The organism is Kocuria rosea (assembly GCF_006094695.1).
GTDB lineage: Bacteria > Actinomycetota > Actinomycetes > Actinomycetales > Micrococcaceae > Kocuria > Kocuria rosea.
The window spans coordinates 180,168-202,826 of the sequence record NZ_CP035103.1 but is presented as its reverse complement, the minus strand read 5'-3'; the positions used below and the strand labels follow the sequence as shown (position 1 = coordinate 202,826).

Sequence of the window (22,659 nt, the reverse complement as noted above, 5' to 3'; positions counted from 1 at the left end):
CGCCGGACGGTCGCCTGGCGGGCCTCGCCGGACGGACGGGGATCGAGCTGCCCGGTGCTCGTCCTCGTGGCCCGCGTGCGCCTGATCAGGCCCGCGGGCTGCCGGCCCCCTCGGGGTGCGGGGCCGGCGTGGTGCGGGAGGACCGCGCCCCGGACCGGCCGCTCAGGGCGGGCAGCACCGCGAGGATCCCGAGCGCACCGGCCACGGCGAAGGCCAGGACCGGGGCGGCGGGATCGAACAGGACGCCCAGGAGGACCGAGCCGGCCGCCTGACCGACGGCGAGGGCGATGAACAGCACGGCGGTGCCCTCGGACACGCGATCGGGAATCACCCGCGCGGCCCAGACGATGAGGACGCCGGACAGGGCGGTGTAGCCGGCCCCGAACACGGCCGCGGAGACGAACGCGGCGAGAGGCGCCCCCGGCGCCGCGCCCAGGACGACGGTCGCGCCGGCCATGGCCACCGCGGTCGAGACCCACGCCGTCCGCAGGCTCCAGACCTGGACGATCTTCCCGGCGGCGGCGCCCAGCACGCCGAACGCCCCCAGGACCATCCAGGCCGCAATGGAATAGGACTCCTCGCCCGTGCCGGACTCGGCCATGGCCGTGCGCCCGAAGGTCCAGATCGCAGCACTCGAGGCGCCGGCGAGCGCCGCCGCGGCGATGGGCAGGGCCAGCGACACCAGGTCACGGACCCGCACCCGTGCAGGCCCCTCCGCGGTCGGAGACCGGTGCGCGGACTGGTCCGCCCGGAGGGTGGCCACGGTGGCCGCTGCCACCAGGACGGCGATGGCCGCCCATCCCAGGCGCCACTGGTCGATCGTGAGGAGCATGAGGAGGCCTGCGACGACGATGCCCGCTCCGGTGCCGGCGTTGACGACCGTCTGGGCGCTCTCCTGGCGCTCCGGAGCGAGGTTGCGCTCGATGAGCGTGACCAGGCCCGGGGTGGCGAACCCGGCGCCGGCACCGGCGAGCACCACACTCACCGCGAGGACGACCGCGGTGGGCGAGGCCGCCACGCCTGCCGTGCCCAGCGTGGCCGTCGCCCCCGCGCACACCACGACCAGGCGCGGGCGGGCGGCCAGGCGCGAGGCGAGCACCGCGGCGAGGCAGAAGGAGAGGAAGCTCCCGGCCTGGATGAGCCCGGAGACGGCCGAGCCCATCTGGAAGGTCTCGGTGAACCGGGGCAGGAAGAGGCCGTAGCCGAAGCGCGCCAGCCCGTAGGTCGCCGCGATCAGTGCCATCCCGCTGATCACCAGAGCTCGCATGGAACTCCCTCTCGCACGTCGCTTACCAGAACGATCGTAACGCTACACCAAAACGCTCGTTCTGGAACGAGGGATCGATACAGTGGTGGGGTGACCACCGTCCCGCGACTCCCCGCGCGCACCCGGCTGCTGCAGGCGGCTGACCGCGTGCTGTTCGACCGCGGCATCCGGGCCACGCCCGTCGACGAGCTGCTGCGCGAGGCGGAGGTCTCGGCAGCCACCCTGTACACGCACTTCGGCAGCAAGGACGCCCTGGTGGCCGAGGCGCTGCGGGTCCGGCTGGCGGACTGGCGGTCGGTCTGGGACCAGCACGTGGTCGCGGCCGCCGACGACACGGCGCGGCTGCTCGCGGTGTTCGATGCCCTGGCCTCCTACCGGCGGGACCAGCCCCACCCGGCGCGCTGGTGCGCCTTCCTGGCCGCGGCCACCGAGCTTCCCGAGGCCGCGGACGAGATCGGCGCCGTCCTGGCCGCGGACACCGCCCTCCTCACCGAGCGACTCCTGCACCTCTCCCGGCCCCTCGCCGGGGGACGCGCCCAGGACCTGGCCGACGAGGTCCTCCTGGCCTACGGCGGGACCCTGGCCGCCTTCCTCCGCGGCACCCCGCGCTCACCGATCGAGGTCGGCCGCCGCCTGGCCTCCGCCGCGGTCCGAGCCCACCGCCGCGCCTGACCCTTCACCAGCGACGGGCGGCTCCGGACCCCGACGCCGGGGCCACCTCGGTGCGGGCGTGCAGAGCGGGGCCTGGCGTCAGCGGTGGAGACGGACGCTCAGCCGGGGCAGCAGGATCTGGACCAGCGGGCCGATGGCCAGGGCGTAGAGCACCGTGCCCAGTCCCACGGTGCCGCCGAGCACCCACCCGGCGAGCACCACGACCACCTCGATCGAGGTGCGGACCACGCGCACCGATCCCCCGGTGCGCCGGACCAGGCCGGTCATCAGCCCGTCCCGCGGGCCGGCGCCCAGGTGCACCCCGATGTAGGCGGCGGTCGCCACGGCGTTGAGGAGCACGCCGGCGAGCACGAGCAGCACCCGCAGCGGCAAGGACTCGACCGGAGGCAGCACCGCCAGGGTCGCGTCGAGCACCAGCCCGACCACCACGGCGTTGCTGAGGGTGCCCAGCCCGGGCCGCTCGCGCAGCGGGATCCAGAGAAGCAGCAGCAGCACGCTGACCACGATGACCACCGTGCCCATGCTCAGCCCGAACTGCCGGGACAGCCCCTGGTGCAGCACGTCCCACGGGATGACACCGAGCTCCGCCCGCACGAGCATCCCCATGGTGATGCCGTAGAGCACCAGCCCGGCGAAGAGCTGCACGAGCCGCCGGGGCAGCCGGCGCGACCCCGGCCCGTCGATCGAGCGGGCGAGGGCGCGCGGACTCCAGTTCATGCGGATCATCTTCGCACCGGCGGGGCCCTCCCTGCGCACGGGCCGGAATCGCCGGCGAGGCCGCCGCCCGCCCGGCACGTCGTCGGCCCTCCGCGCGGCCGAGGACCGGCCGGCTTCAGATCCGCCGGGTGCTGGTGATGCCGCCGTCCACGTGGATCTCGGCGCCGTGGAGGTAGGCGGCGTCGTCGGAGACGATCCAGGCGACGGCGGCGGCGATCTCCTCCGGGGTCCCGGGACGCCCGGCGGGAGTGGCGGCCGTGATCCGGGCGATCACGTCGTCGGCCGGGGCGTTGACCGGGGACCGCGTCGCTCCGGGAGAGACGGTGTTGACCCGCACACCGTGCGACCCGAACTCCGCCGCCCAACTGCGCGCGAGCTGGATCTGCGCCGCCTTCGTCGCCGAGTACAGCCCCACGACAGGGCTGCCGACGTGGGCCATCCACGAGCCGATGACGACGATTGCCCCGCTGCCGTTCTCGACCATCCCCGGCGCCAGGGCGGCCGTGAGCACGTGCGGGGCACGCACGTTGACGGCGAGCGCGGCCTCGAGATCCGCGTCGGTGAGGGAGAGGGTGTCCACGGCGGGGCACACGGCGGCGTTGTGGACCAGCGTGTCGACGTGACCGCCCAGGGTCTGCGCGGCCGCGCGGGCGAAGGCCCGGAGGTCGTCCGCGGGGGCGGTGAGCTCGGAGGCGATGAAGTCCGCCCGCCCTCCGCGGTCGCGGATCCCGGCCACCACGCCGTCCCCGCGGGCGCGGTCACGGCCCGTGACGCCGACGTACCACCCTCGAGCCGCCAGTGTCCGTGCGGTGGCGGCACCGATGCCGCTGGTGGAGCCGGTGACCAGAGCGGTGCGGGTTCGTCCCAGTGGTGTCATGACCCCATGCTCGCCGGGGCGAGCCCGGATGGCCACAGCCGGCTCGAGCAGGACGGGCAGCACGCCGTTCCCGACGACGTCGTCGTGGCGCTGCGGCGCCCGCTGCACCCGGGCAGGATCGAAGCAACCCCTCTGCACGACCCGGCCGCTCCTCCGCGCCGCGCCCGCCCGGGATCCGTCCGCCCGGCTCAGGCCTTCCTGACGGTGAGGGTGACGTTGGGGCAGGAGGCGGCGATCCGGGTCAGGGCGGCCTTCTCCGTGCTGTCGACCTTGAGACCCCAGCGGATCTTCACCGCCACCCACTCCCCGACGTAGCCGCAGCGGTTCCGCGGCGGCATCCAGGCCTCGGGGCCCCGGGCCTGCTTGGCCGAGTTCAGCGCGGAGGTCTGGGCGCTGAGCGTGCGGTGGTCGCCGAGGTCGTTGTAGAACGCCACGCGCTTGGCCTTCGTCCAGTACCGCGCCCCGGAGCCCCAGGCCTCGTGGACGGGCACCGTGTGGTCGATCTGCACCGTGGTGGCCGAGGTGTGCACCCTCCCGTCCCAGGTGGTGATCCAGCGCCCGCCCTTGACGGTGCAACGCTTGCTGGTGGTGAAGCTGATGCTCGCCCTGGACTCGTTCTGCAGCACCTCGGCGCGGGTGTTCTGGCAGTCGCGGTTGGCGTCGTTCCAGTCGCCGAACTGCCTGGCCCGGTCATAGCCGACGTTGTTCTCCCCGGCCACGGGCAGGGACTTCACTGCGGTGCGCAACGAGGCGCTGTAGGTCGTCGCCGCCTCGACGGGCATAGCACCACCGACGAGGACCAGACCGGCCACGACCACCGATGCCGCGGCAGTCCGGAGCGGGCCGCCGACAGTGGGCGAGCCGTCGCCGGAAGGGCGGGCACGGAAGAGCATGCTGAGGAACATCGGGGGTCTCCAGGAAGGGGGATGAGGCGCCGGCGCGGGCGTCACTCCATCCTGGCATCGCTATTGCAAATACATGCAACGTGTTGTGGTCACACTTTTGGGGACGACTCCCGGGACAGGGGGGACCTCTGAGAGCTGCGTCAGGCCTCGACAGGGGAGAGCATCGGCCGGTGCTCGTAGAAGGTTTGCAGCACCACGGTGGTGCGGGTGTTCACGGAGGCCACGTGGCGCACCTCGTTGACGAGGGCCTCGAGCGCCTTCGGCGAAGCCACCCGGACGAACAGCATGTAGGCGGAGTCCCCGGCCACCGAGTGGCAGGCCTCGATCGCCGTGATCGACTGCAGGAGCTCGGGGGCGTTGTCGGGCTGGCGGGGATCGAGGGGCGTGATCTCGATGAAGGCCGCGAGCGGCTTGCCGATGGCCTCGGGGTCGAGGATCGCTTGGTACCCGGCGATCACCCCGCTGCTCTCGAGCTTGCGCAGGCGCGCCTGCACGGCCGAGACCGAGAGGCCGACCCGCTCGGACAACTGGGCGAGGGTGGCGCGCGGGTCGTGGGACACCTCGGTTGCCAGTCGCACATCCATGGGGTCGTCCATGGGCCGAACGCTACCAGCTGATCCCGCCGAGAGGGTTGACAGCCTCACGACCACATGTGTATGTTCCTGTATGTGATCATCATCACCGGAAAATTTCCGCTGATCTACGACAGGAGGGTTTCAATGTCCACGTCTCTGCAGGCGGTGCAGGCCATCATCGGCGAACCTGAGGTCGTGGAGGATGCCCGCACCGTGGAGTCGAGCCCGGCCTGGCTCCGGCTCCGGTCGGCGGCCACCGCCCTGCAGGCCCTGCAGGTCAAGGACGGGTCGATCCCCGAGCTCGCCGACCACCCGACGGCGCGCGAGCACGTCGAGGTGATCGTGGCGTCGATCGCCGAGCTCGCCCCGCTCTTCCCGCACGACGCGGCGTACCTGGCGGCCCTGCCCCGCGACTTCGCACGCTGGGCGGACGGCGGCTTCGGGGAGCCGGACTTCCTCGACTCCCTCGTCGAGTTCCAGCCGCAGCAGCACCGCGTGGACGGCATCCGGCATCTCGTCGTGTTCCCCATGCACACCCAGAACGGCTCGGCGAACCGGCACGTCGAGGCCCTGATCGTCGAGGCGATCTGGCCGGAGTTCATCGCCGAGCTCGAGGCCGGGCACTACGGCAACAAGCTGTTCGTGTCCCTGCGGCTGATCGACTTCACCCCGGGCTACGACTCGAACTCCGCGGTCCTGTTCCCCGAGACGGTCGCCGTGCGGGAGATCCCGACGTTCACCTGGGGCGCCATCTTCCAGGACCGTGAGGCGGCACGCTACCGCCGCGTGGTCACCGCAGCCGCCGGCATCACGAAGCTGGACCTGCCCGAGGACGCCGCGGCGCTGCTCGCCGATCAGGATCTCGCCGAGAAGACCTTCGTGATGTGGGACATCATCCACGACCGCACGCACATGCGCGGCGACCTGCCGTTCGACCCGTTCATGATCAAGCAGCGGATGCCGTTCTTCCTGTACTCCCTGGAGGAGCTGCGCTGCGACCTGACGGCGTTCCGGGAGTCGGTGACGATCGAGCGTGCGCTCACGGCGCGGCGAGCGGCCGGCGAGGAGCTCACCGAGATCGAGGAGCAGACCCGCCGGCACGGGAAGCTCGTGCAGTACGCGGTGATCTTCGACCGGATCTTCCGTTTCGCGATCACCGGTTCGCGGGTGCGCAACTACGACGGGCTGGGCGGGCAGCTGCTGTTCGCCTGGCTCCACCGGAAGCACGTCCTGCAGTGGCGTGACGTCGAGCTCAGCTTCGACTGGGACCGGGTCGCGGACGCGGTCGTCGAGCTCGGCGAGGCCATCGACCAGCTGTACTGGGAGTCGATCGACCGGCCGAAGACGGTGCACTGGATGAAGGCGTACGAGCTCATCGCCTCCGTGGTCCCTCCGAACCCCGCATCGGTGTGGGCGGAGGGGCTCCCCCGCGAGGTGCTGGCCGGGCCGCCGCGAGGCTACACGGACCTGGTGCTGGACGACGAGTTCCCGCTGTCGATGTTCTTCGAGGCGCTCGACAAGAAGATGAAGGGCGTCATCGCGTCGACGGCCGGCATCCGCGCCACGGACGCCTGAGCGATGACCGACCTGACCGGGCGCACCGTCCTGATCGCCGGCGCCACCAGTGCGTCCGGTCTGGCGGCGGCGCGGACCCTGACCTCGGCCGGGGCCCGCGTCGTCGCCACGGGGCGCCACGCGGAGAAGCTCGTCCCCCTCGCAGCACTGGGGGCGCACCCGGAGACGCTGGACCTCGCCGACGAGCGCGCCGTGCTCGACCTCGCCCGCCGGCTGCACGACCGCGGCCGGCCGGTCGACGGGCTCCTCCACCTTGTCGGAGGATGGCGCGGCGGCGGTGGGCTCGCCGGGCAGACGGAGGAGGACTACCGCGTGCTGGAGACCTCCTTCACCGCGCTGCGCCACCTGAGCCGCGCCTTCGACGACGACCTGCGGGCCTCGCCGGCGGGCCGGCTGGCGATCGTGTCCTCGACCGCGGTGAACCGTCCCCTGGCGGGCGGCGCCAACTACGCCGCGGTGAAGGCCGCGAGCGAGGCGTGGACCCGGGCGGTGGCGCAGGGCTATGCGAAGGGCGCCCGCGAGGCCGGCGAGCCGCTGCGCGCCGCGGCCGTGATCTTCCGGGTGAAGGCCCTGGCCGGTCTGGAGGACCGGCTCGCGAACGCCTACGCCGGGCTCTGGGACGCCGAGGCCCCGGAACTGAACGACTCCACCATCGAACTCCAGGAGAATGGATGAGGCACCACATGAAGAGGTCCCACGACGCCGAGCTGAGGGGTTTCGCCTCGGACAACTACTCCGGGGTCCACCCGGAGGTGCTGGACGCCCTGGTCGAGGCCAACGGCGGTCACCAGATCGCCTACGGCGAGGACGAGTACACGGCACGGCTGCAGGACGTGATCGTTCAGCACTTCGGCGAGGGCGCCTCGGTGTGGCCGATGTTCAACGGCACCGGCGCCAACGTCGTCGGACTCCAGTCGATGCTCCCGCGCTGGGGCGCGGTGATCTGCGCGGACACCGCGCACATCCACGTCGACGAGGGCGGCGCGCCCGAGAAGTCCGCCGGCATCAAGCTCCTTCCCGTCCCCACGGGAGACGGGAAGCTCACGCCCGAGCTGATCGCCGCGGAGGCCTGGGGCTGGGGGGACGAGCACCGCGCCCAGCCGCTCGTCGTCTACCTCACCCAGTCCACCGAGCTCGGCACCCTGTACACACCGGACGAGATCCGGGCCGTCTCGGACTACGCGCACGCCCACGGCATGTACGTCTACCTGGACGGGGCCCGGCTCGCGAACGCGGCGGCCGCCCTGGGACTGCCCCTGCGCGCCTTCACCACCGACGTCGGCGTCGACGTGCTCGCCCTCGGCGGCACCAAGAACGGGGCCCTCGGCGCCGAGGCGCTGGTGGTCCTGAACGAGGCCGCGTCCCAGGGCCTGGTCTACCTGCGGAAGAACCAGATGCAGCTGGCCTCGAAGATGCGGTTCGTCTCGGCCCAGCTGCTCGCGCTCCTGGACGGCGACCTGTACCTGCGCAACGCGGGCCGTGCGAACGCGATGGCCCGGCGGCTCCGCGACGGCATCGAGGCGGGCATCGCCGACGGGTCGATGCCCGGCGTCGCCTTCACCCAGGAGACCCAGGTGAACGCCGTCTTCGCCACCCTGCCCGCCGGCCTCGCGGACCGCCTGCGCCGGCGGTTCCGGTTCTACGACTGGGACGCCGCGACGGGCGAGGTCCGCTGGGTGTGCAGCTTCGACACCACGCCGGAGGACGTCGACGCCTTCCTGGCCGCCCTCCGGTCGGAGCTCGTCCCGGTCGGCTGACCCCGGCGGGCGCCCGCCCGCTCCCCGACACCGTGCCCGCGGGGGCACGTTCCTGCCCCCGCCGGCCGAGCACACCCTCCTCCACCCGGCGAGCCTGCGCACCCGCAGCCCGCGCTCTGCCCTGCCCTGCTCCGCCGCAGGAGCCTCCCACCCGTGCCCGCGCCCACCCCTGCCCGCACCCACCCCTGCCCGAAGGAGACCCACCGTGACCGCCACCTCCACCCTGCGCGCCCGCGCCGGCACCGACCGGCCCGCCTACCGCAGCATCGACCCCGCCACCGGTCAGCTCGTGACCGAGGTCCCCACCGCCACCGACACCGAGGCCGAGGAGGCGCTCACCGCCGCGGGGACCGCCTTCCGCGACTGGCGCTCCCGTCCGATCGACGAGCGGGCCGCCGTGGCCGCCCGGGTCGGCGAGCTGTTCGCCGAGCGCGCCGACGAGCTGGCCGCCATCGCCACCCAGGAGATGGGCAAGCCGCTCTCCGAGGCCCGGGACGAGGTCGCGTTCTGCGCCGAGATCTTCGGCTACTTCGCCGAGCAGGGCCCGGCCCTGGCCGCCGACCAGGCCCTGCCCACCCCGCACGGGACCGGGTGGGCCGTGCTCCAGCGGCGCCCGGTCGGGGTGCTGCTGGGGATCATGCCGTGGAACTACCCCTACTACCAGGTGGCCCGCTTCGCCGCCCCCAACCTGGTGCTGGGCAACACGATCCTGCTCAAGCACGCCGAGTCCTGCCCCCGGGCGGCCCTGGCCCTCCAGCAGCTCATGGACGACGCCGGGGTGCCCGCCGGGGTGTACACGAACCTCTTCGCCTCCCATGCCCAGATCGCGGACATCATCGCCGACCCCCGCATCCAGGGCGTGTCCCTGACCGGGTCCGAGCGCGCCGGGGCGAAGGTCGCCGAGATCGCCGGGCGGAACCTGAAGAAGGTCGTCCTCGAGCTCGGCGGCTCCGACCCCTACGTGGTGCTGGACACCGACGACGTGCGCGAGTCCGCCCGGACGGCCTTCGCCACCCGGATGGGCAACACCGGCCAGGCGTGCAACTCCAACAAGCGCATGATCGTCACCGCCGGGATCTTCGACGAGTTCGTGGCCGAGCTGACCCGCCAGGCCGCCGCGCTGGTGCCCGGCGATCCGTCCGAGGAGGCCGACGGCACCTACGCCCCGATGGCCTCCCGCGCCGCCGCCGAGACCCTGGCCGCCCAGATCCGCGAGGCCGTGGAGGCCGGAGCGACCCTGCACACCGGCGGGACCCTCGCCGAGGGTCCCGGGGCGTACCTGGCCCCGGCCGTGCTCACCGGCGTCACCCCGGGAATGGCCGCCCACCATCAGGAGCTCTTCGGCCCCGTCGCGGTGGTCTACCGGGCGGCCGACGACGACGAGGCCCTCGCCCTGGCCAACGACACCCCCTACGGGCTCGGCGGGGCGGTCTTCAGCACCGACCCCGAGCGGGCCCGGCGGCTCGCCGAGCAGCTCGAGTGCGGGATGGCCAACGTCAACGCCGCCGAGGCCGAGGGCGCCGGCATGCCCTTCGGCGGGGTCAAGCGCTCCGGCTACGGCCGGGAGCTGGGCCCGCTGGGCATGGACGAGTTCGTCAACAAGCGCCTGCTCTACATCAACGACTGACCCGGGCCGGGGCGGTCGGACACCGCCCCGGCCTCCCCCGGCGTGCAGACCCGCCGCCTCCGAGGAAAGGTTCCCGTGGACACCATCGCACCGCCCCAGACGACCGCCCCGAGCGGACGGGGAGCACCGACTCCCGCCGAGGCGCACGCACGGCTGCGCCGCAGCCTCAAACCCCGCCACCTGACCATGATCGCGATGGGCGGGGCCATCGGCACCGGCCTGTTCGTGGCCTCGGGCAACACCATCGCCACCGCCGGTCCCGGTGGGGTCCTGCTGGCCTACGTGGCCATCGGGTTCATGGTCTTCCTGCTCATGCAGTCCCTGGGCGAGATGGCCACCTACCTGCCGGTCTCCGGTGCCTTCGAGGAGTACTCGACCCGCTTCGTCAGTCCCTCCTTCGGCTTCGCCATCGGCTGGAACTACTGGTACAACTGGGCGATCACCGTGGCCGCCGAGCTCGTGGCCGCCGCGCTGATCATGCGCTACTGGCTCCCCGACGTGCCCTCGTGGATCTGGTCGGCCCTGTTCCTCGCGATCCTCTTCGGCCTCAACGCCCTGTCCACCCGCGCCTACGGCGAGAGCGAGTTCTGGTTCTCCCTCATCAAGGTGGTCACCATCGTGGTCTTCCTCGTCCTGGGCGTGCTCATGATCGTGGGGATCATCGGCGGCAGCTCCCCCGGCTTCGACAACTGGACCACCGGGGACGCCCCCTTCGTCGGCGGCGGGGCCGGGATCCTGGCGATCTTCATGGTGGCCGGCTTCTCCTTCCAGGGCACCGAGCTCGTCGGCGTCGCCGCCGGTGAGGCGGAGAACCCGGAGAAGAACGTGCCCAGGGCCATCCGCACCGTGTTCGTGCGGATCCTGCTGTTCTACGTCGGGGCCATCGCCATCGTGGGCTTCCTCATCCCCTACACCAGCCCCTTCCTGCTGGGCAGCGGGGTCGAGGACATCTCGATCTCCCCGTTCACCCTCGTGTTCGAGAACGCCGGGGTGCTCGCGGCGGCCTCCGTGATGAACGCGGTGATCCTCACCGCCATCCTCTCGGCCGGCAACTCCGGGCTCTACGCCTCCACCCGCATGCTCTGGGCCCTGGCCGACAGCGGCAAGGCCCCAAAGTTCCTCGCGAAGGTCAACCGCCGCGGCGTGCCCATGAACGCCCTGCTCGCCACGACCGCCGTGGGAGCCGCCTGCTTCCTCACCACCCTGATCGGCGACGGCGCCGCGTACGTGTGGCTGGTCAGCGCCTCGGGGCTGGCCGGGTTCATCGTGTGGATGGGCATCGCGTGGAGCCACTACCGCTTCCGGAAGGCGTACACCGCCCAGGGCAAGGACCTCGCCGACCTGCCCTACCGGGCGCGGTTCTTCCCGCTGGGCCCCATGATCGCCCTGGCCCTGTGCGCGGTGGTGATCCTCGGGCAGAACTACCAGGCCTTTGTGGGGGACATCGACCTGCTCGCCGCCCTGTCGGCCTACATCGGCCTGCCGCTGTTCCTGGCCCTGTGGCTGGGCCACCGCCTGGTGACGGGTTCCAGGATGGTCCGCTACGAGGACGCCGACCTCACCCGGGCCACCGACTGACCGCACCGCTCCAGGGTCCTCGTCGCCCGCCGCCCGGGGCGGGTGACGGGGACTGCTGCCGGGTCAGGCGGCTCCGCCGGCGGCCGCCGGGGCCCCGGAGTCGTGGCCGTGCCCGCCGTCGCCCACGTGCTCCCGGGCCACGAAGTTCTCCAGGTCGAAGAGGTTCTCGGCCCGGCGGGCCACGTTCACCAGGGTGGTCATCGAGGCGACCTCCTCGACCTGCTCCTTCAGGAACCAGAGCATGAACTGCTCCCCCAGCGCGTCCCCCTCGGCCCGGGCGGCGGCGAACAGCGCCTTGATCTGCTCGGTGACCTCCTGCTCCTGGGACAGCGCCAGGGCCAGGGGTTCACGGACGTCGGTGAAGTCGTTGCGCACCTCCCCCACCCCGGGAATGGTCAGCGGCAGGTCCCGGTCCAGGATGTACTGGACGATCATCATGGCGTGGTTGCGCTCCTCCAGCGACTGCCGGTAGAAGTGCCGGGCCAGCTGCGGGAGGTCCTGGCTGTCGAACCAGACCGCCACGGCGATGTACTGGTGGGAGGCGGCGAACTCGTGGCCCACCTGGCGGGTGAGCAGCTCGTCGAAGGTCTCGGGGGCCATCAGGATCTCCTGACATCAGTGGGTCCCCAGGGCGGACGACGCCCCGGCCGCTCCACCGGTGCGAGCCCGGGGCGGGGCCGGCAGGAATCGTCGCTCGGGTCTGGAGTTCGAGCGTAGCGCGGTGGGACGGCCGGGTGTAGGCCGGTCACCGGAAACTTCCCCCCGACACGATGCTCCCGGTCGCCCTACCCGTCAGACGACGCGCACCGCGGTGAGCTCGTAGACCCTGGCCGTGCTCGTGGCCGGTCCGTGGCAGGTCAGCTGATGCGGCGGGGCGGTGTGGGACCGCAGTTCGACGTCGACGAGGCCCGGCCGGGGCGGGCGGCCGGTGAGACGGATCCGCCAGCGGTCGCCGTCGCGAGCCGACTCGGTGACCGTCCAGTCGTGGCGGCCGGCCGGGCCGAAGCGTTCGAGCGCGGCCGCGACAGCGGCCTGCTGCGGCGGGAAGAGATCGGTGTACCCGCGCAGGTGCTCCGCGTGCACCCGGCCGGCGAGATGCTCCTCGACCGTGGTGACGGCGGACTCCGCGTCGAGCCCTCCGTAGTAGACGCCGTCCGGGACGACGACGACATTGGCGGCGAACCGGTCACCGCCGACATGCGAGCACTCCCAGACCGAATCCGGCCAGCGCTCGCTCAGGGCACGTCCCACGGGCCGGCCGCGCACCGCGCAGCAGGGGTCGTGCTGACCGTGGGCGCAGACCAGGAGGACCGGGGGGTGGCCGGTCTCACCGGGGACGCCGAGGGCCGTGGCGATCTCCGCGAGGTCCTCGTCGCGGCTCCACGTGCCCCAGTGCTGACGGCCGTCGCCGGAGTCGTCGTGGCGCAGCACGGCCCACTGGCGGGGGCCCTCACGGCTGCGGCGGCCGTGGCGCCTGATCAGGAGGATGCGAGCCCGCGCTGCCTGCGCGGCGGAGAACACGAGGGCCTTGGTCTCCGGCTCGAGCTCGAGACCGTCGAACCCGTTGACCGGCCATCCGCCGCGGTGCTCGATGAGGACCCAGACGAGCCCCCGCGGGGCCGTCCCCGCCATCGGGTCGCCGCGCCCCCGGGCTCCGTCGGCGCACCAGAAGCGGCACGAGGCATTCACGGTGGCGGTGTCACTGGTCACAGGGAACAAGAACCCCCGCCCGCAGCAGTCGTTCGACGAGCTCGACACCGAGCTCGCCCGCGGTGTGGACCTCGCCGTCGAGCAGGCACGAGACGGACGGCAGATCGGTCTCCGGGAAGTCGAGCCACCCCACACGTGTGCTCAGCCGCGGGCCCTCCAGCCGTGCCTCCAGGGCACCGCGCAGCCGCACGGGGGACCCGGGGCCCAGGTCCTGGACGGCCGCGAGCTGGGCCAGCGGCCCCAGCGGGGCCGGGCGCCCCTGCCCTCGCCGGGTGCGCTGGAACCGCGGTGTGGGATCGGCCGCGGCCAGCGCGGCGACCAGGCGCTCCCGGACGGTGTCGAGCTCCCCGCCCGGTCCGTCGACGCCCAGGGGCAGGGACCCGCGCATCCCCGGGTCCTCGGCCAGCAGCGACAGCGCCTCCTGGACGAGCTGCTCGGCCAGGCCGTGGCGGGTCCAGGTGTGGATCCCGAGCGTGAGGTGGATGGAGACCGCCCCCTGCGCCTGGGCCGCGTGCAGCCAGCCGCGCGGCAGGTAGAGGGCGTCGCCGGGTTCGAGCACCACGTCGAGATGGGCCTCGCCCTTCGCCGCCTCGGCCACGGCGGAGCGGCGGTCGGTCCAGGGCTGGTCCCGCAGCGGGTCCGGGTGCACCGGTTCGTGCAGCACCCAGCGCTTGGTCCCCTCGATCTGCAGGACGAAGACGTCGTGGACGTCGTAGTGGTCGTCGAACCCGCGGTTCTGCGGCGGGGTGATGTAGGCGTTGGCCTGCACCGGGTGCCCGAGCTCGCCGCTCAGCGCGGCGCTGAAGTCCGCGACCGGCTCCCAGGTGCGGTGCAGCGCCTGCAGCACCAGCGTGGCGCCGTCGGCGAACTGCCGCCACAGCGCGGTGTCGTCGAGCTGGTCCGCAATGGTGGCGCCGACCCCGGCGGGGGACGTGAAGGTGGAGTCGGGGAACGTCGACCCGTCCTTGGCGACGCGCAGGAAGGGTGTGCGCAGCCCGCGGCGCGAGATCAGCTCGTCGACGGCGTCGGCGGAGAACAGGTCGGTGAAGCCGCCCGCCCGGCGCGTGAGCAGCGGTGCCCGGCCCCAGACGTCGCGGGCGAACCGCTCCCGGCCGATGTCGATCAGGCGGGTCTCCAGGACCCCGGCGCCGTCAGCGGCGCCGGGGTCCTGCCCGTCAGCACGGACGACGTCCACGCTCAGAGGCCTCGCGCTCCGGCTCCTCCGTCGGCGCCGCCATCGGCACCGCCGTCCGCGCCACCGTCGTGCACCCCCGGAGTGCCGGCCGCTCCACCGTCAGCGGGGCCCTCGGCGCCGCCGTCCGCGCCGCCGTCGTGGACACCCGGAGTGCCGGCGGCTCCGCCGTCGGCCGGGCCCTCGGCCCCGTTGTCAGCACCGCCGTCGGCACCACCGTCCGCACCACCGTCGTGCACACCCGGGGTGCCGGCCGCTCCACCGTCGGCCGGGCCCTCGGCGCCGTTGTCAGCACCGCCGTCGGCGCCGCCATCGGCACCGCCGTCCTGAACGCCCGGAGCACCGAAGGCTCCGCCGTCGGCGGGACCTTCCGTCTGGTTCGGATCCTGCTGTGCATCAGTCATGTTGACCTCCCAGATTCGAGTGACCGGGCCGTCGCCGGCACCGGGTCACCAGGACAGGCGGTCCTTGAGCAGCACCGCCCAGCTCGAGGCTATCGGTGCGGGGCAGGTGAGGGAACAGCCGGCCCTCAGGTGATCCGGACGAGCCGAGGGAGCCGCGGGACGCGGACCGTCCTCGCCGGGGGCACGATCTCCGGGCGGCTTCCGGAGGTGGAACAATTCACCCATCCCCTGCTCGCGACCGGGAGGTGCTGGATGACCGGCCTGGAGCTCGCCGTCGTCGCGCTCGTGGTGAGCATCGCGTCCTGTCTGCAGGGAGCGATCGGCTTCGGCGTGGCCCTGCTCTCCGCCCCCGTGATCGCCCTGTTCGACCCCACCCTGCTGCCCGGTTCTCTCATCCTGGTGGTCACCGGGCTCACCGCGCTCGGCGTGCTGCGGGACCGCGCCGCCGTGGACGTCAAGGACGCGGGCTGGGCCGTGGCGGGGCAGGTCCCCGGCACCGTGGCGGGAGCACTGCTGGTGGCCGTCCTGTCCGCCCGGACGCTGGCCCTCGTCCTGGCGAGCACCGTGCTGCTGGCCGTGCTGCTCAGCGTGTGCGGCTGGCGGCCGCGGCCCCGGCCCGCGGCCGTCGTCGTCGCGGGGGCGGCCTCCGGGCTCCTGGGGACGGCCACGTCCATCGGCGGCCCGCCCATGGCGCTCGTGTGGCACGGGTCCTCGCGGGCCCGGATGCGCGGCACGATGAGCGCCTTCTTCCTGGTCGGCGCCGTGATGGCCCTCGTGGCGCTGACCGTGGTGGGCTCGATCGACCGCCGGACCGTGCTCTTCGCGGCCGCGCTCCTGCCCGCCATGGTCCTGGGCTTCGCGGTGTCCGGAGCGGTCAACGCGCGGATCAACCGGCGCATCGTCCGGCGGGTGGGCCTCGGCGCCTCGGCGCTGGGCGCCGTGCTGGTCCTGCTGCAGGCGCTCTGAAGCACGTCCTGCCGGGCCCCTCCGGCCGGCCTCAGAGCTGGTCGATCCGCCGGTACCGGGACGGCGTGGTGCCGGTGGTGGCTCGGAAGTGCCGGTTGAAGTTGGAGAGGTTGGTGAAGCCCACCCGGTAGCAGATGTCCGAGACGGGCAGGTCGGTGCCCCGCAGCAGCCGGCAGGCCTCGGTGAGCCGCATCCGGGTGACCGTGCGATTGAAGCCCACCCCGGTGGCCTTGGCGAACAGCCGGGAGAACGCGTCCCGGCTCAGGCCCACGGCCTCGGCCACCTCGGGCACGAGCATCCGGCCGTCCAGGTGCTCGGTGATGTAGCCCAGCGCCCGGTTGAAGACCTCGGCCTCGGACGCGTCCAGGCGGTAGGTGCCGCCGCGGCTGTCCAGGTAGCGGCGCTCGCTCTCCGGGGACTCGGCGAGGACGGCCAGCAGCTCGGCCACGGCGGCCAGCCGCCGGAGCCCGAACGTGCCGTTCACCGCCTCCATCGCCGCCGCGCCCTGGACGGCGGTGCGGCCGGTGAACTCGATGCCCCGGGCCGCGGCGTCCAGGAGCGGGCGCAGGGCCTCGAGCTCGGGCAGCGTCCCGGCGGCGGCGAAGAACCGCTCCTGGTCGAACTGGAGCACGGCGTCCCGGTTGCGGACCACGGCGCTGTCGTCGCGGTGGGAGATCCAGTTGTGCGGCAGGAAGGAGCCCATGAGGCTGAGGTGGCCGGGGCCGAAGGGCCCGGCCCAGTCGCCGGCCATCACCGTCCCGGAGGACTCCCGGATCAGGTGCACCTCCACCTCGGGGTGGTAGTGCCAGCGGGCCAGGGGGTGGGGCCAGTCGTGCTCGTGCCACCGCACGGAGCTCGACGGGTCCGGGATCACCAGCTCCCGGACCGGGGAGGTGGCGTCCTCCGGCGTCGTGCTCCGTGCGGCGGCGACCACGGTCAGGCTCCGGCCACGCGGATCTGGATCTTCGTGTCGGTGGGCCGGCCCTCGGCGCCGCGCTCGAACGCGGCCACGGCGTCGGCGAACGGATAGGTGGCGCTGATCAGGGCGCCCAGGTCCACGGCCGGGGAGGCGGCGAGCTCGATGGCCCGCTGGTAGGAGTTGGCGTAGCGGAACACGGTCTCGATCCGCAGCTCCCGGGCCTGGGCCGCGGCGACGTCCAGCGGCACCGGGTCCACGGGGATGCCGACCAGGACCACGGTCCCGCCGGGCGCGGGGAGCTCCCACAGGTTTCCGAACACGTGCGGGCTGCCGCTGGCCTCGAAGACCACGTCCGCGCCCCAGCCGTCGGTGGCCTCCCGCACGGCCTCGCCGAGGTCCTGGCGGGAGACGTCCACGGGGTGGATGGTCGGATAGGCCTCGATCTTGGCGAACTTCTCCGGTGCCACGTCCGAGATGTACACGCGGGACGCCCCGCTCGCGGCGGCCGCGATGGCGGTGAGCACCCCGATGGTGCCGGCACCCACCACCACCACGACGTCGCCCGGCGCCAGGCCGGCCTTGGTCACCGCGTGCACCGCCACGGCGAAGGGCTCGATCAGGGCGCCCTCCTCCAGCGAGAGCTGCTCGGGGAGCTTGTAGGTGAAGTCGGCCGGGTGGATGATCTCGGGCTGCAGGCAGCCGTCCACCGGGGGCGTGGCCCAGAACTGCACGTCCGGGTCCACGTTGTACATGCCCAGGCGCGCGGCCCGGGAGCGCGGGTTGGGGATGCCCGGCTCCATGCAGACCCGGTCCCCCACGGCCAGGTGGTCCACGCCCTCCCCCACCTCCAGCACCGTGCCGGAGGCCTCGTGGCCGAGGACCATGGGGTTCTCGACGACGTAGGGGCCGATCCTGCCGTGCGTGAAGTAGTGGACGTCGCTGCCGCAGATGCCCACGGTGTGCACGCCGATGCGCACCTCGCCGGGGCCCACCGGGCGCAGCCCGGGGACGGGCCGGACCTGGATCTCGTGCTGGCGTTCGAGGACGACGGCGTCCATGGTGCTCTCCTGGGTGCTCGGGGGCTTCGCGGCGGTGGTCGTGGGGTTCGGGGCGGTGAGCGTGGTGGGGTTCATGATCTCAGGTCCTTTCAGGCGGCCATGGCGAGGCGGTCGCGGCGCGGGAGCATCCGGCCGTCCTCGGTGGTGAGGCCGGGCTGGGGCGGGTGGATGAAGAAGGTGGTGAGGGTGCCGAGGAGCATCAGGCCGGCGAAGACCCAGCACACCCCGATCGGGCCGAGGACGGGCAGCAGCAGGGTGGCGATGCCGGGGCCGAGGAACGTGGTCAGCCCGGAGGCGAGGTTGTGGGCGGAGATCGCCGCGCCGCGGTGCTCGGGGGCCAGGGCCGGGAAGATGGCGCCCATCGGGACGAACGCGGTGACGGACAGGGCGAAGAGCACGGCCGCCCCGACCATGGCCGGGAAGCTGGGGCCGAACCACACCGGGACGTAGGCGAAGGCGAGGACCGCGAGGGCCATGCCGCCGAAGCCGAACCAGCGCATCTGGCGCATCCAGCCGTAGCGGTCGCCGAGCCGACCCCAGACGATGTTGGCGCCGATGGTGATGGTGTTCATGATCGCCCAGAGCATCATCCACTCGGGCAGGGTGAACCAGGACTGCCCGCCGATCTCACCGGTGGTCAGGTACAGCGGCATCATCATGGGGAACGCGTAGAGCGTGAGGTTGCACAGCACGCGGATGACCACGGAGAGGGCGATTTGCCGGTTCTCCACCAGGATGGTCACCCCGCGCAGCAGCTCGCGGGTGCGCTCGGCGCCGTGCAGCTTCTGGGAGAGGTCCGTCTCGGGCGGGGCGCCGGGGACCAGGAAGGCGCACATCAGGGTGCCGGCCGCCACGAAGGGCAGGGACGCCCAGAGGGTGGCATACTCGCCGATGACGGGGACCAGGAGGCTGGGCACATAGGCGCCCATCACCCCGATGCCCAGCGAGAAGGACGCCCAGAACCACCCCATGGCCGAGGCCAGGCGGCTGGGGTGCACGGATTGCGCGATGAGCACCACGAAGGAGTACATGAACAGCGGGTAGGCGACCCCGCGCAGGGCGTAGATCAGGATCGTGCCGACCACGCTCTCCAGCCCCACGGTCAGGAACAGGACGTGCAGCACCATCCAGAGGACGCCGCCGAGGACCATGAGGCGCTTGGCGCCGACGACTTCGGCGAGCACGCCGGTGGTCCATGCCGAGATGGCGACCACCAGGCCGTAGACGGTGAAGACGAGGCCGGCCTGGGTAGGCGTGAAGCCGTTCTCGACGAGGAAGCGGGACAGGAACGTGAGCTCAAAACCATCACCGGTCATGAAAATGGCGAGGGCGAGATAGCCGAAGAGCAGGCGGCGGGGCATGCCGAACATGCGGGTACTCCTTCGTGGACACCAAGGGGAAGGCACCTGGCGAGCAGAAGAGCGGTCGGCCGGTGCGCGATGCCCTCAACGCTACGGAGGTGTGACGCGGGCCACTAGTCGATTAATCCGGCGTACGCTGATACTTCTGTGCACATGTGGGCGCCGTTCCGTAGGACTCAAACGCCCTGCCCTGCCCTGCCAAAGCTCCATGCCACGCAACCTGGCAGGTCGACGCAACTTTCGGCGCGACGCGTCACGTCTACAGATGCGACGCTCATCGTTCCGTGATGTCGGCGACCTTAGGCTGCCACTATGGGTCAATCGCAAAATGCCAACGTCGACCGTCTTTCCCCCGGCTTATATGAGCTCCTGGAAGACTCCGTGTTGGCGATGGAACTTACGGAGTTGCCGGAAGGCAGTGCCGCTCTCGATACTGTGGACCCAGCTGACACCTCTCACGTTCTCGCGCGGTATCTCAACGACCACATCCTGTTCCACTTAGAGGCCGTACCCGCTGCTAACCGTGTGGACGAAGCCAATCGCATCTTGGCAGCCGTTAACGATGGAATGCGGAATTCGGCGTGCATCAGCGAAGGTCCGCGACAGCTCGTGGCGATTGCGCCGAGGGTTGGCGCCGCAGCACGAAAGCCAGCAACGCCACTATCTGACGCTGCTCTGCTCACCAATACACCGCATGAGCCGCAGGTCGGACGCGAGATCGCCAAGGAGCTCGAAAGCGCCGATCGTGTGGATCTTCTCATTGCTTTCATCAAGTGGTCCGGTCTGCATGTCATGGACAAAGAGCTCCAGTCGTTGAAGGACCGCGGCATTCCGTTCCGCGTCCTGACCACCGTCTACATGGGTGCCAGCGATGCCAAGGCAATCAACGCGCTGGCGCGTAAGTACGGCGCGGAAGTTCGAGTCAGCTACGAAACCCGCAATACGCGCCTGCACGCCAAGGCGTGGATGTTCCACCGCAAGACCGGCTTTAGCACGGCCTATGTCGGCAGTTCGAATCTGTCGCACGCCGCCATGCTGGACGGGCTCGAGTGGAACGTGCGCCTGTCCTCCGTCGCGACGCCGGCACTCCTCCATAAGTTCGAGGCGACCTTCGAGAGCTACTGGGCGTCGGAGAGCTTTGAGTCCTACAACCCGGATGATGACGGCGAGCGCCTGGCGAGGGCGCTCGCCGAAGGAGGCGGACGGGTGTCTTCGGAGGTCTCCATTGCGCACCTAGATGTCCAGCCCTATCCCTACCAAGCTCAAATGCTCCAGGAGCTGGAGGCCGAGCGTGTTATTCACGACCGCCACCGGAATCTCGTGGTCGCCGCGACGGGCACTGGAAAAACCATCCTCGCGGCTTTGGACTATCGCAGGCTGCAGGCCGGTACCCCTGGTGAGCTATCACTGCTTTTTGTGGCCCACCGCCGAGAAATTCTCGAGCAAGCACGCCAGACCTATGCCACAGTTCTGCGTGACGGCGCCTTCGGTGAGCTCATGGTCGACGGCTATCAGCCAGTCAGAGGCAAACACGTTTTTGCGTCGATTCAATCTCTTAACGCCAAGAGCCTGGACCGCTTCGCCCCTGAGTCGTTTGACGTGGTAGTCATCGACGAGTTCCACCATGCCGATGCTCCGACCTACCGCAAGATCATTGAGCACTTCCAGCCTCAGGAACTCCTCGGACTCACCGCCACTCCGGAGCGCGGCGACGGCGTCAACGTCGCAGAGAAGTTCTTTGGAGGCCGCATTGCGAGCGAACTGCGCCTGTGGGATGCCCTCGATCAGCAGTTGCTGACGCCGTTCCATTATTTCGGCGTCTCAGATGGCGTCGACCTGTCTTCACTTCAGTTCCGGCGGGGTCGGTACGAGGACAAAGAACTGGATGCCGTCTACACGGGCAATGACGCACGCACGGCCAAGGTGTTGCAGGCTCTCAACGACAAGGTGCTCGATCCGCATCGCATGAAAGCCATTGGCTTCTGCGTCTCCGTCAAACATGCGGAATATTTGGCACGGAAGTTCACGGCGGCCGGGCTGCCGTCCGCGGCACTGTCCGGGGAGAGTTCCAGCGACGAGCGGCGGACTGCCCTCAAGTCGCTGCAGCTCGGAGAACTGCGTGCCGTCTTTGCCGTCGATCTGTTCAACGAAGGCCTTGATATTCCGCAGGTTGACACCATTCTCATGCTCCGGCCGACGCAGTCCTCCACGCTGTTTCTGCAACAACTGGGACGCGGCCTGCGGCTAGCTCCCGATAAACCCGTACTAACCGTTCTGGATTTCATCGGATTCCAGCACCGAGAGTTCCGGTTCGACCTGAAATACCGTGCCGTGACGGGATCGAGCCGGACGCGCCTGGCCAAGGACCTGGAGGAGGGTTTTTCCTTCCTCCCCTCCGGAACGCAGGTCGTCTTCGATACTGTCGCCCAATCCGTGGTGCTCGACAACGTGAAGCGTCAACTGCGCCTGACGACCCGGCAAGTGGTCGACGAGATTAGGGATTTGGCGGCGCAGCAGCCGTCGCCCGAGTCGTACACCCTGCGTCAGTACCTGACAGATTCCCTCTCAGAGGCATCGGACATCTACCGACGGAACAAGTTTGACGGTCGGCCGACGACCTGGAACACCTTGCGTCGTGCCGGTGGACTGGTCCCCGATGTTCTGTGGCCCGCCGAGGATCAGGAGACGGAGGTCCTCGTTTTGCTACAGCGCGCCAAGGCGTTTTTGAACGTGGATGACCCCGCCCGGCTACGGTGCTACGAGGATTTGCTTCGCCCGGATGCCCCGCCGGTGTTGTCTCTGCCGCTCAGAGAGCAGCGAATAGCGCGCATGCTCTACTACTCCTTCTGGCCACAGGGTCGGAAGAGCGGCGGTCCGGGCGAATTAGAGAGCGGCCTCCAGCTGCTCCGGTCGCACGCCATCCTGCGGAACGAGCTGACGCAGCTCATCGACGTCACCGCCGACGGCGCACGCAACCTGCCGCGTTCACTGGGACAGGACTACGCCGACATTCCCCTGCAGACACATGCGCACTACACCCGGGAGGAACTTCTGGCCGGTCTGGGCATGGGAGAAGAAGGGCAGCGCACTCCCGGCACAGTGCGCGAAGGCGTGTCCTGGATTCCGTCATCACGCTGCGAGGCGCTTCTCGTCACGCTCCATAAGTCGGAGAAGGACTTTTCGCCCAACACCATGTACAAGGACTACGCCGTCTCCGAGACGCTCTTCCACTGGGAGTCGCAGAACCAGACGACTCCGGAATCCGCAGCGGGACAGCGTTATCAACACCACACCGTACAGAACAGCCACATCATGCTGTTTGTCCGTGAGTCCCCGACTCAGGAGGCCGGCACCTCGCCGTACGTCTTTTTGGGACCTGTCGATTATGTGTCGCACGAAGGGTCCAAACCCATGTCGATTATTTGGAAATTGCGCCGTCCGATGCCGTCCCCCGTGTTCTCGGCCGCGAGCACGGTAGCGCCTCTCAGTTAGAGCCGCG

Annotated in this window: 20 protein-coding genes and 1 tRNA gene; 9 read left to right on the top strand and 12 right to left on the bottom strand. The window is 71.0% G+C overall.

The window, feature by feature from the left end; genetic code table 11:
• Nucleotides 1-85 precede the first annotated feature (85 nt).
• Nucleotides 86-1,267 (bottom strand): MFS transporter, encoded by a 1,182-nt coding sequence (locus EQG70_RS00910; RefSeq protein ID WP_035924158.1) that lies wholly within the window; start codon nucleotides 1,265-1,267, stop codon nucleotides 86-88.
• 90 nt (nucleotides 1,268-1,357) lie between these two features.
• Between EQG70_RS00910 and EQG70_RS00905 the strand changes: the two genes are divergently transcribed.
• Nucleotides 1,358-1,939 carry a TetR/AcrR family transcriptional regulator gene (locus EQG70_RS00905; protein WP_017831864.1) on the top strand — a complete coding sequence of 194 codons (582 nt, stop codon included), beginning with the start codon at nucleotides 1,358-1,360 and terminating at the stop codon, nucleotides 1,937-1,939.
• 78 nt (nucleotides 1,940-2,017) lie between these two features.
• On the opposite strand, the gene yczE is transcribed toward EQG70_RS00905, so the two are convergent.
• The 4 genes from yczE to EQG70_RS00885 all read right to left on the bottom strand — a co-directional run bounded on the left by yczE (nucleotide 2,018) and on the right by EQG70_RS00885 (nucleotide 5,034).
• Nucleotides 2,018-2,656 carry a membrane protein YczE gene (yczE, locus tag EQG70_RS00900; RefSeq protein WP_229587146.1) on the bottom strand — a complete coding sequence of 213 codons (639 nt, stop codon included), beginning with the start codon at nucleotides 2,654-2,656 and terminating at the stop codon, nucleotides 2,018-2,020.
• Between the two features lie 115 nt (nucleotides 2,657-2,771).
• Nucleotides 2,772-3,671, bottom strand: coding sequence for an SDR family NAD(P)-dependent oxidoreductase (locus EQG70_RS00895; protein ID WP_017831862.1), 900 nt, complete (start codon nucleotides 3,669-3,671; stop codon nucleotides 2,772-2,774).
• 50 nt (nucleotides 3,672-3,721) lie between these two features.
• The gene (locus EQG70_RS00890; protein WP_244296623.1) at nucleotides 3,722-4,426 is read right to left on the bottom strand and encodes an HNH endonuclease family protein; all 705 of its coding nucleotides are present in this window, start codon (nucleotides 4,424-4,426) and stop codon (nucleotides 3,722-3,724) included.
• 152 nt (nucleotides 4,427-4,578) lie between these two features.
• Nucleotides 4,579-5,034, bottom strand: coding sequence for an Lrp/AsnC family transcriptional regulator (locus EQG70_RS00885; RefSeq protein WP_031282182.1), 456 nt, complete (start codon nucleotides 5,032-5,034; stop codon nucleotides 4,579-4,581).
• 123 nt (nucleotides 5,035-5,157) lie between these two features.
• Here EQG70_RS00885 and EQG70_RS00880 point away from each other — a divergent pair, with 123 nt between their 5' ends.
• The 5 genes from EQG70_RS00880 (at nucleotide 5,158) to EQG70_RS00860 (ending at nucleotide 11,550) form a co-directional block, all read left to right on the top strand.
• Complete coding sequence (locus tag EQG70_RS00880) at nucleotides 5,158-6,588, top strand: DUF6421 family protein (protein ID WP_017831859.1); 1,431 nt, start codon at nucleotides 5,158-5,160, stop codon at nucleotides 6,586-6,588.
• 3 nt (nucleotides 6,589-6,591) lie between these two features.
• Nucleotides 6,592-7,263 (top strand): SDR family NAD(P)-dependent oxidoreductase, encoded by a 672-nt coding sequence (locus tag EQG70_RS00875; protein ID WP_109269007.1) that lies wholly within the window; start codon nucleotides 6,592-6,594, stop codon nucleotides 7,261-7,263.
• An 8-nt stretch (nucleotides 7,264-7,271) separates the two neighbouring features.
• Entirely contained in the window at nucleotides 7,272-8,345 is a 1,074-nt protein-coding gene (locus EQG70_RS00870; RefSeq protein ID WP_109269008.1) for a threonine aldolase family protein, read from the top strand.
• Nucleotides 8,346-8,550: 205 nt separating this feature from the next.
• Nucleotides 8,551-9,972: an NAD-dependent succinate-semialdehyde dehydrogenase gene (locus EQG70_RS00865; protein WP_109269009.1), complete on the top strand. Its 1,422-nt coding sequence runs from the start codon at nucleotides 8,551-8,553 to the stop codon at nucleotides 9,970-9,972.
• A 75-nt stretch (nucleotides 9,973-10,047) separates the two neighbouring features.
• A complete protein-coding gene (locus EQG70_RS00860; protein ID WP_419095484.1) occupies nucleotides 10,048-11,550 on the top strand; it encodes an amino acid permease in 1,503 nt (500 codons plus the stop codon).
• 63 nt (nucleotides 11,551-11,613) lie between these two features.
• On the opposite strand, the gene EQG70_RS00855 is transcribed toward EQG70_RS00860, so the two are convergent.
• The 3 genes from EQG70_RS00855 to EQG70_RS00845 all read right to left on the bottom strand — a co-directional run bounded on the left by EQG70_RS00855 (nucleotide 11,614) and on the right by EQG70_RS00845 (nucleotide 14,455).
• Nucleotides 11,614-12,150: a ferritin gene (locus EQG70_RS00855; RefSeq protein ID WP_035924162.1), complete on the bottom strand. Its 537-nt coding sequence runs from the start codon at nucleotides 12,148-12,150 to the stop codon at nucleotides 11,614-11,616.
• Nucleotides 12,151-12,342: 192 nt separating this feature from the next.
• Nucleotides 12,343-13,182: a sucrase ferredoxin gene (locus EQG70_RS00850; protein WP_109269010.1), complete on the bottom strand. Its 840-nt coding sequence runs from the start codon at nucleotides 13,180-13,182 to the stop codon at nucleotides 12,343-12,345.
• Nucleotides 13,183-13,249: 67 nt separating this feature from the next.
• A complete protein-coding gene (locus tag EQG70_RS00845) occupies nucleotides 13,250-14,455 on the bottom strand; it encodes a cupin domain-containing protein (RefSeq protein ID WP_109269011.1) in 1,206 nt (401 codons plus the stop codon).
• A gap of 653 nt (nucleotides 14,456-15,108) precedes the next feature.
• Between EQG70_RS00845 and EQG70_RS00835 the strand changes: the two genes are divergently transcribed.
• Nucleotides 15,109-15,822, top strand: a complete 714-nt coding sequence (locus EQG70_RS00835) for a sulfite exporter TauE/SafE family protein (protein WP_109244514.1) — start codon at nucleotides 15,109-15,111, stop codon at nucleotides 15,820-15,822.
• A gap of 31 nt (nucleotides 15,823-15,853) precedes the next feature.
• On the opposite strand, the gene EQG70_RS00830 is transcribed toward EQG70_RS00835, so the two are convergent.
• From EQG70_RS00830 to EQG70_RS18040, 4 genes are all read right to left on the bottom strand, one after another.
• Nucleotides 15,854-16,756 (bottom strand): AraC family transcriptional regulator, encoded by a 903-nt coding sequence (locus EQG70_RS00830; protein WP_109269013.1) that lies wholly within the window; start codon nucleotides 16,754-16,756, stop codon nucleotides 15,854-15,856.
• A 2-nt stretch (nucleotides 16,757-16,758) separates the two neighbouring features.
• Nucleotides 16,759-17,874, bottom strand: a complete 1,116-nt coding sequence (locus EQG70_RS00825; protein WP_109269014.1) for an NAD(P)-dependent alcohol dehydrogenase — start codon at nucleotides 17,872-17,874, stop codon at nucleotides 16,759-16,761.
• A 14-nt stretch (nucleotides 17,875-17,888) separates the two neighbouring features.
• Nucleotides 17,889-19,169 (bottom strand): MFS transporter, encoded by a 1,281-nt coding sequence (locus EQG70_RS00820; RefSeq protein ID WP_109269015.1) that lies wholly within the window; start codon nucleotides 19,167-19,169, stop codon nucleotides 17,889-17,891.
• A 651-nt stretch (nucleotides 19,170-19,820) separates the two neighbouring features.
• On the bottom strand, nucleotides 19,821-20,135 hold the full coding sequence (locus EQG70_RS18040; protein WP_150110237.1) for a hypothetical protein: 315 nt from the start codon (nucleotides 20,133-20,135) through the stop codon (nucleotides 19,821-19,823).
• On the opposite strand from EQG70_RS18040, the gene EQG70_RS18035 reads away from it, so the two are divergent.
• A tRNA-Ala gene (locus tag EQG70_RS18035) sits at nucleotides 20,120-20,193 on the top strand. The genes EQG70_RS18040 and EQG70_RS18035 overlap by 16 nt on opposite strands.
• Nucleotides 20,193-22,652 (top strand): DUF3427 domain-containing protein, encoded by a 2,460-nt coding sequence (locus EQG70_RS00815; protein ID WP_167508844.1) that lies wholly within the window; start codon nucleotides 20,193-20,195, stop codon nucleotides 22,650-22,652. The genes EQG70_RS18035 and EQG70_RS00815 overlap by 1 nt, the downstream gene beginning before the upstream one ends.
• The last annotated feature ends 7 nt before the right edge of the window (nucleotides 22,653-22,659 follow it).

Coding starts and splice junctions, on each gene's coding strand:
- EQG70_RS00835 (WP_109244514.1), top strand. CDS start 15,109: ATGACCGGCCTGGAGCTCGCCGTCGTCGCGCTCGTGGTGAGCATCGCG.
- EQG70_RS00880 (WP_017831859.1), top strand. CDS start 5,158: ATGTCCACGTCTCTGCAGGCGGTGCAGGCCATCATCGGCGAACCTGAG.
- EQG70_RS00910 (WP_035924158.1), bottom strand. CDS start 1,267: ATGCGAGCTCTGGTGATCAGCGGGATGGCACTGATCGCGGCGACCTAC.
- EQG70_RS00850 (WP_109269010.1), bottom strand. CDS start 13,182: ATGGCGGGGACGGCCCCGCGGGGGCTCGTCTGGGTCCTCATCGAGCAC.
- EQG70_RS00890 (WP_244296623.1), bottom strand. CDS start 4,426: ATGCTCTTCCGTGCCCGCCCTTCCGGCGACGGCTCGCCCACTGTCGGC.
- EQG70_RS00815 (WP_167508844.1), top strand. CDS start 20,193: ATGCTGGACGGGCTCGAGTGGAACGTGCGCCTGTCCTCCGTCGCGACG.
- EQG70_RS00855 (WP_035924162.1), bottom strand. CDS start 12,150: ATGGCCCCCGAGACCTTCGACGAGCTGCTCACCCGCCAGGTGGGCCAC.
- yczE (WP_229587146.1), bottom strand. CDS start 2,656: ATGAACTGGAGTCCGCGCGCCCTCGCCCGCTCGATCGACGGGCCGGGG.
- EQG70_RS00875 (WP_109269007.1), top strand. CDS start 6,592: ATGACCGACCTGACCGGGCGCACCGTCCTGATCGCCGGCGCCACCAGT.
- EQG70_RS00885 (WP_031282182.1), bottom strand. CDS start 5,034: ATGGACGACCCCATGGATGTGCGACTGGCAACCGAGGTGTCCCACGAC.
- EQG70_RS00820 (WP_109269015.1), bottom strand. CDS start 19,169: ATGTTCGGCATGCCCCGCCGCCTGCTCTTCGGCTATCTCGCCCTCGCC.
- EQG70_RS00870 (WP_109269008.1), top strand. CDS start 7,272: ATGAAGAGGTCCCACGACGCCGAGCTGAGGGGTTTCGCCTCGGACAAC.
- EQG70_RS00825 (WP_109269014.1), bottom strand. CDS start 17,874: ATGAACCCCACCACGCTCACCGCCCCGAACCCCACGACCACCGCCGCG.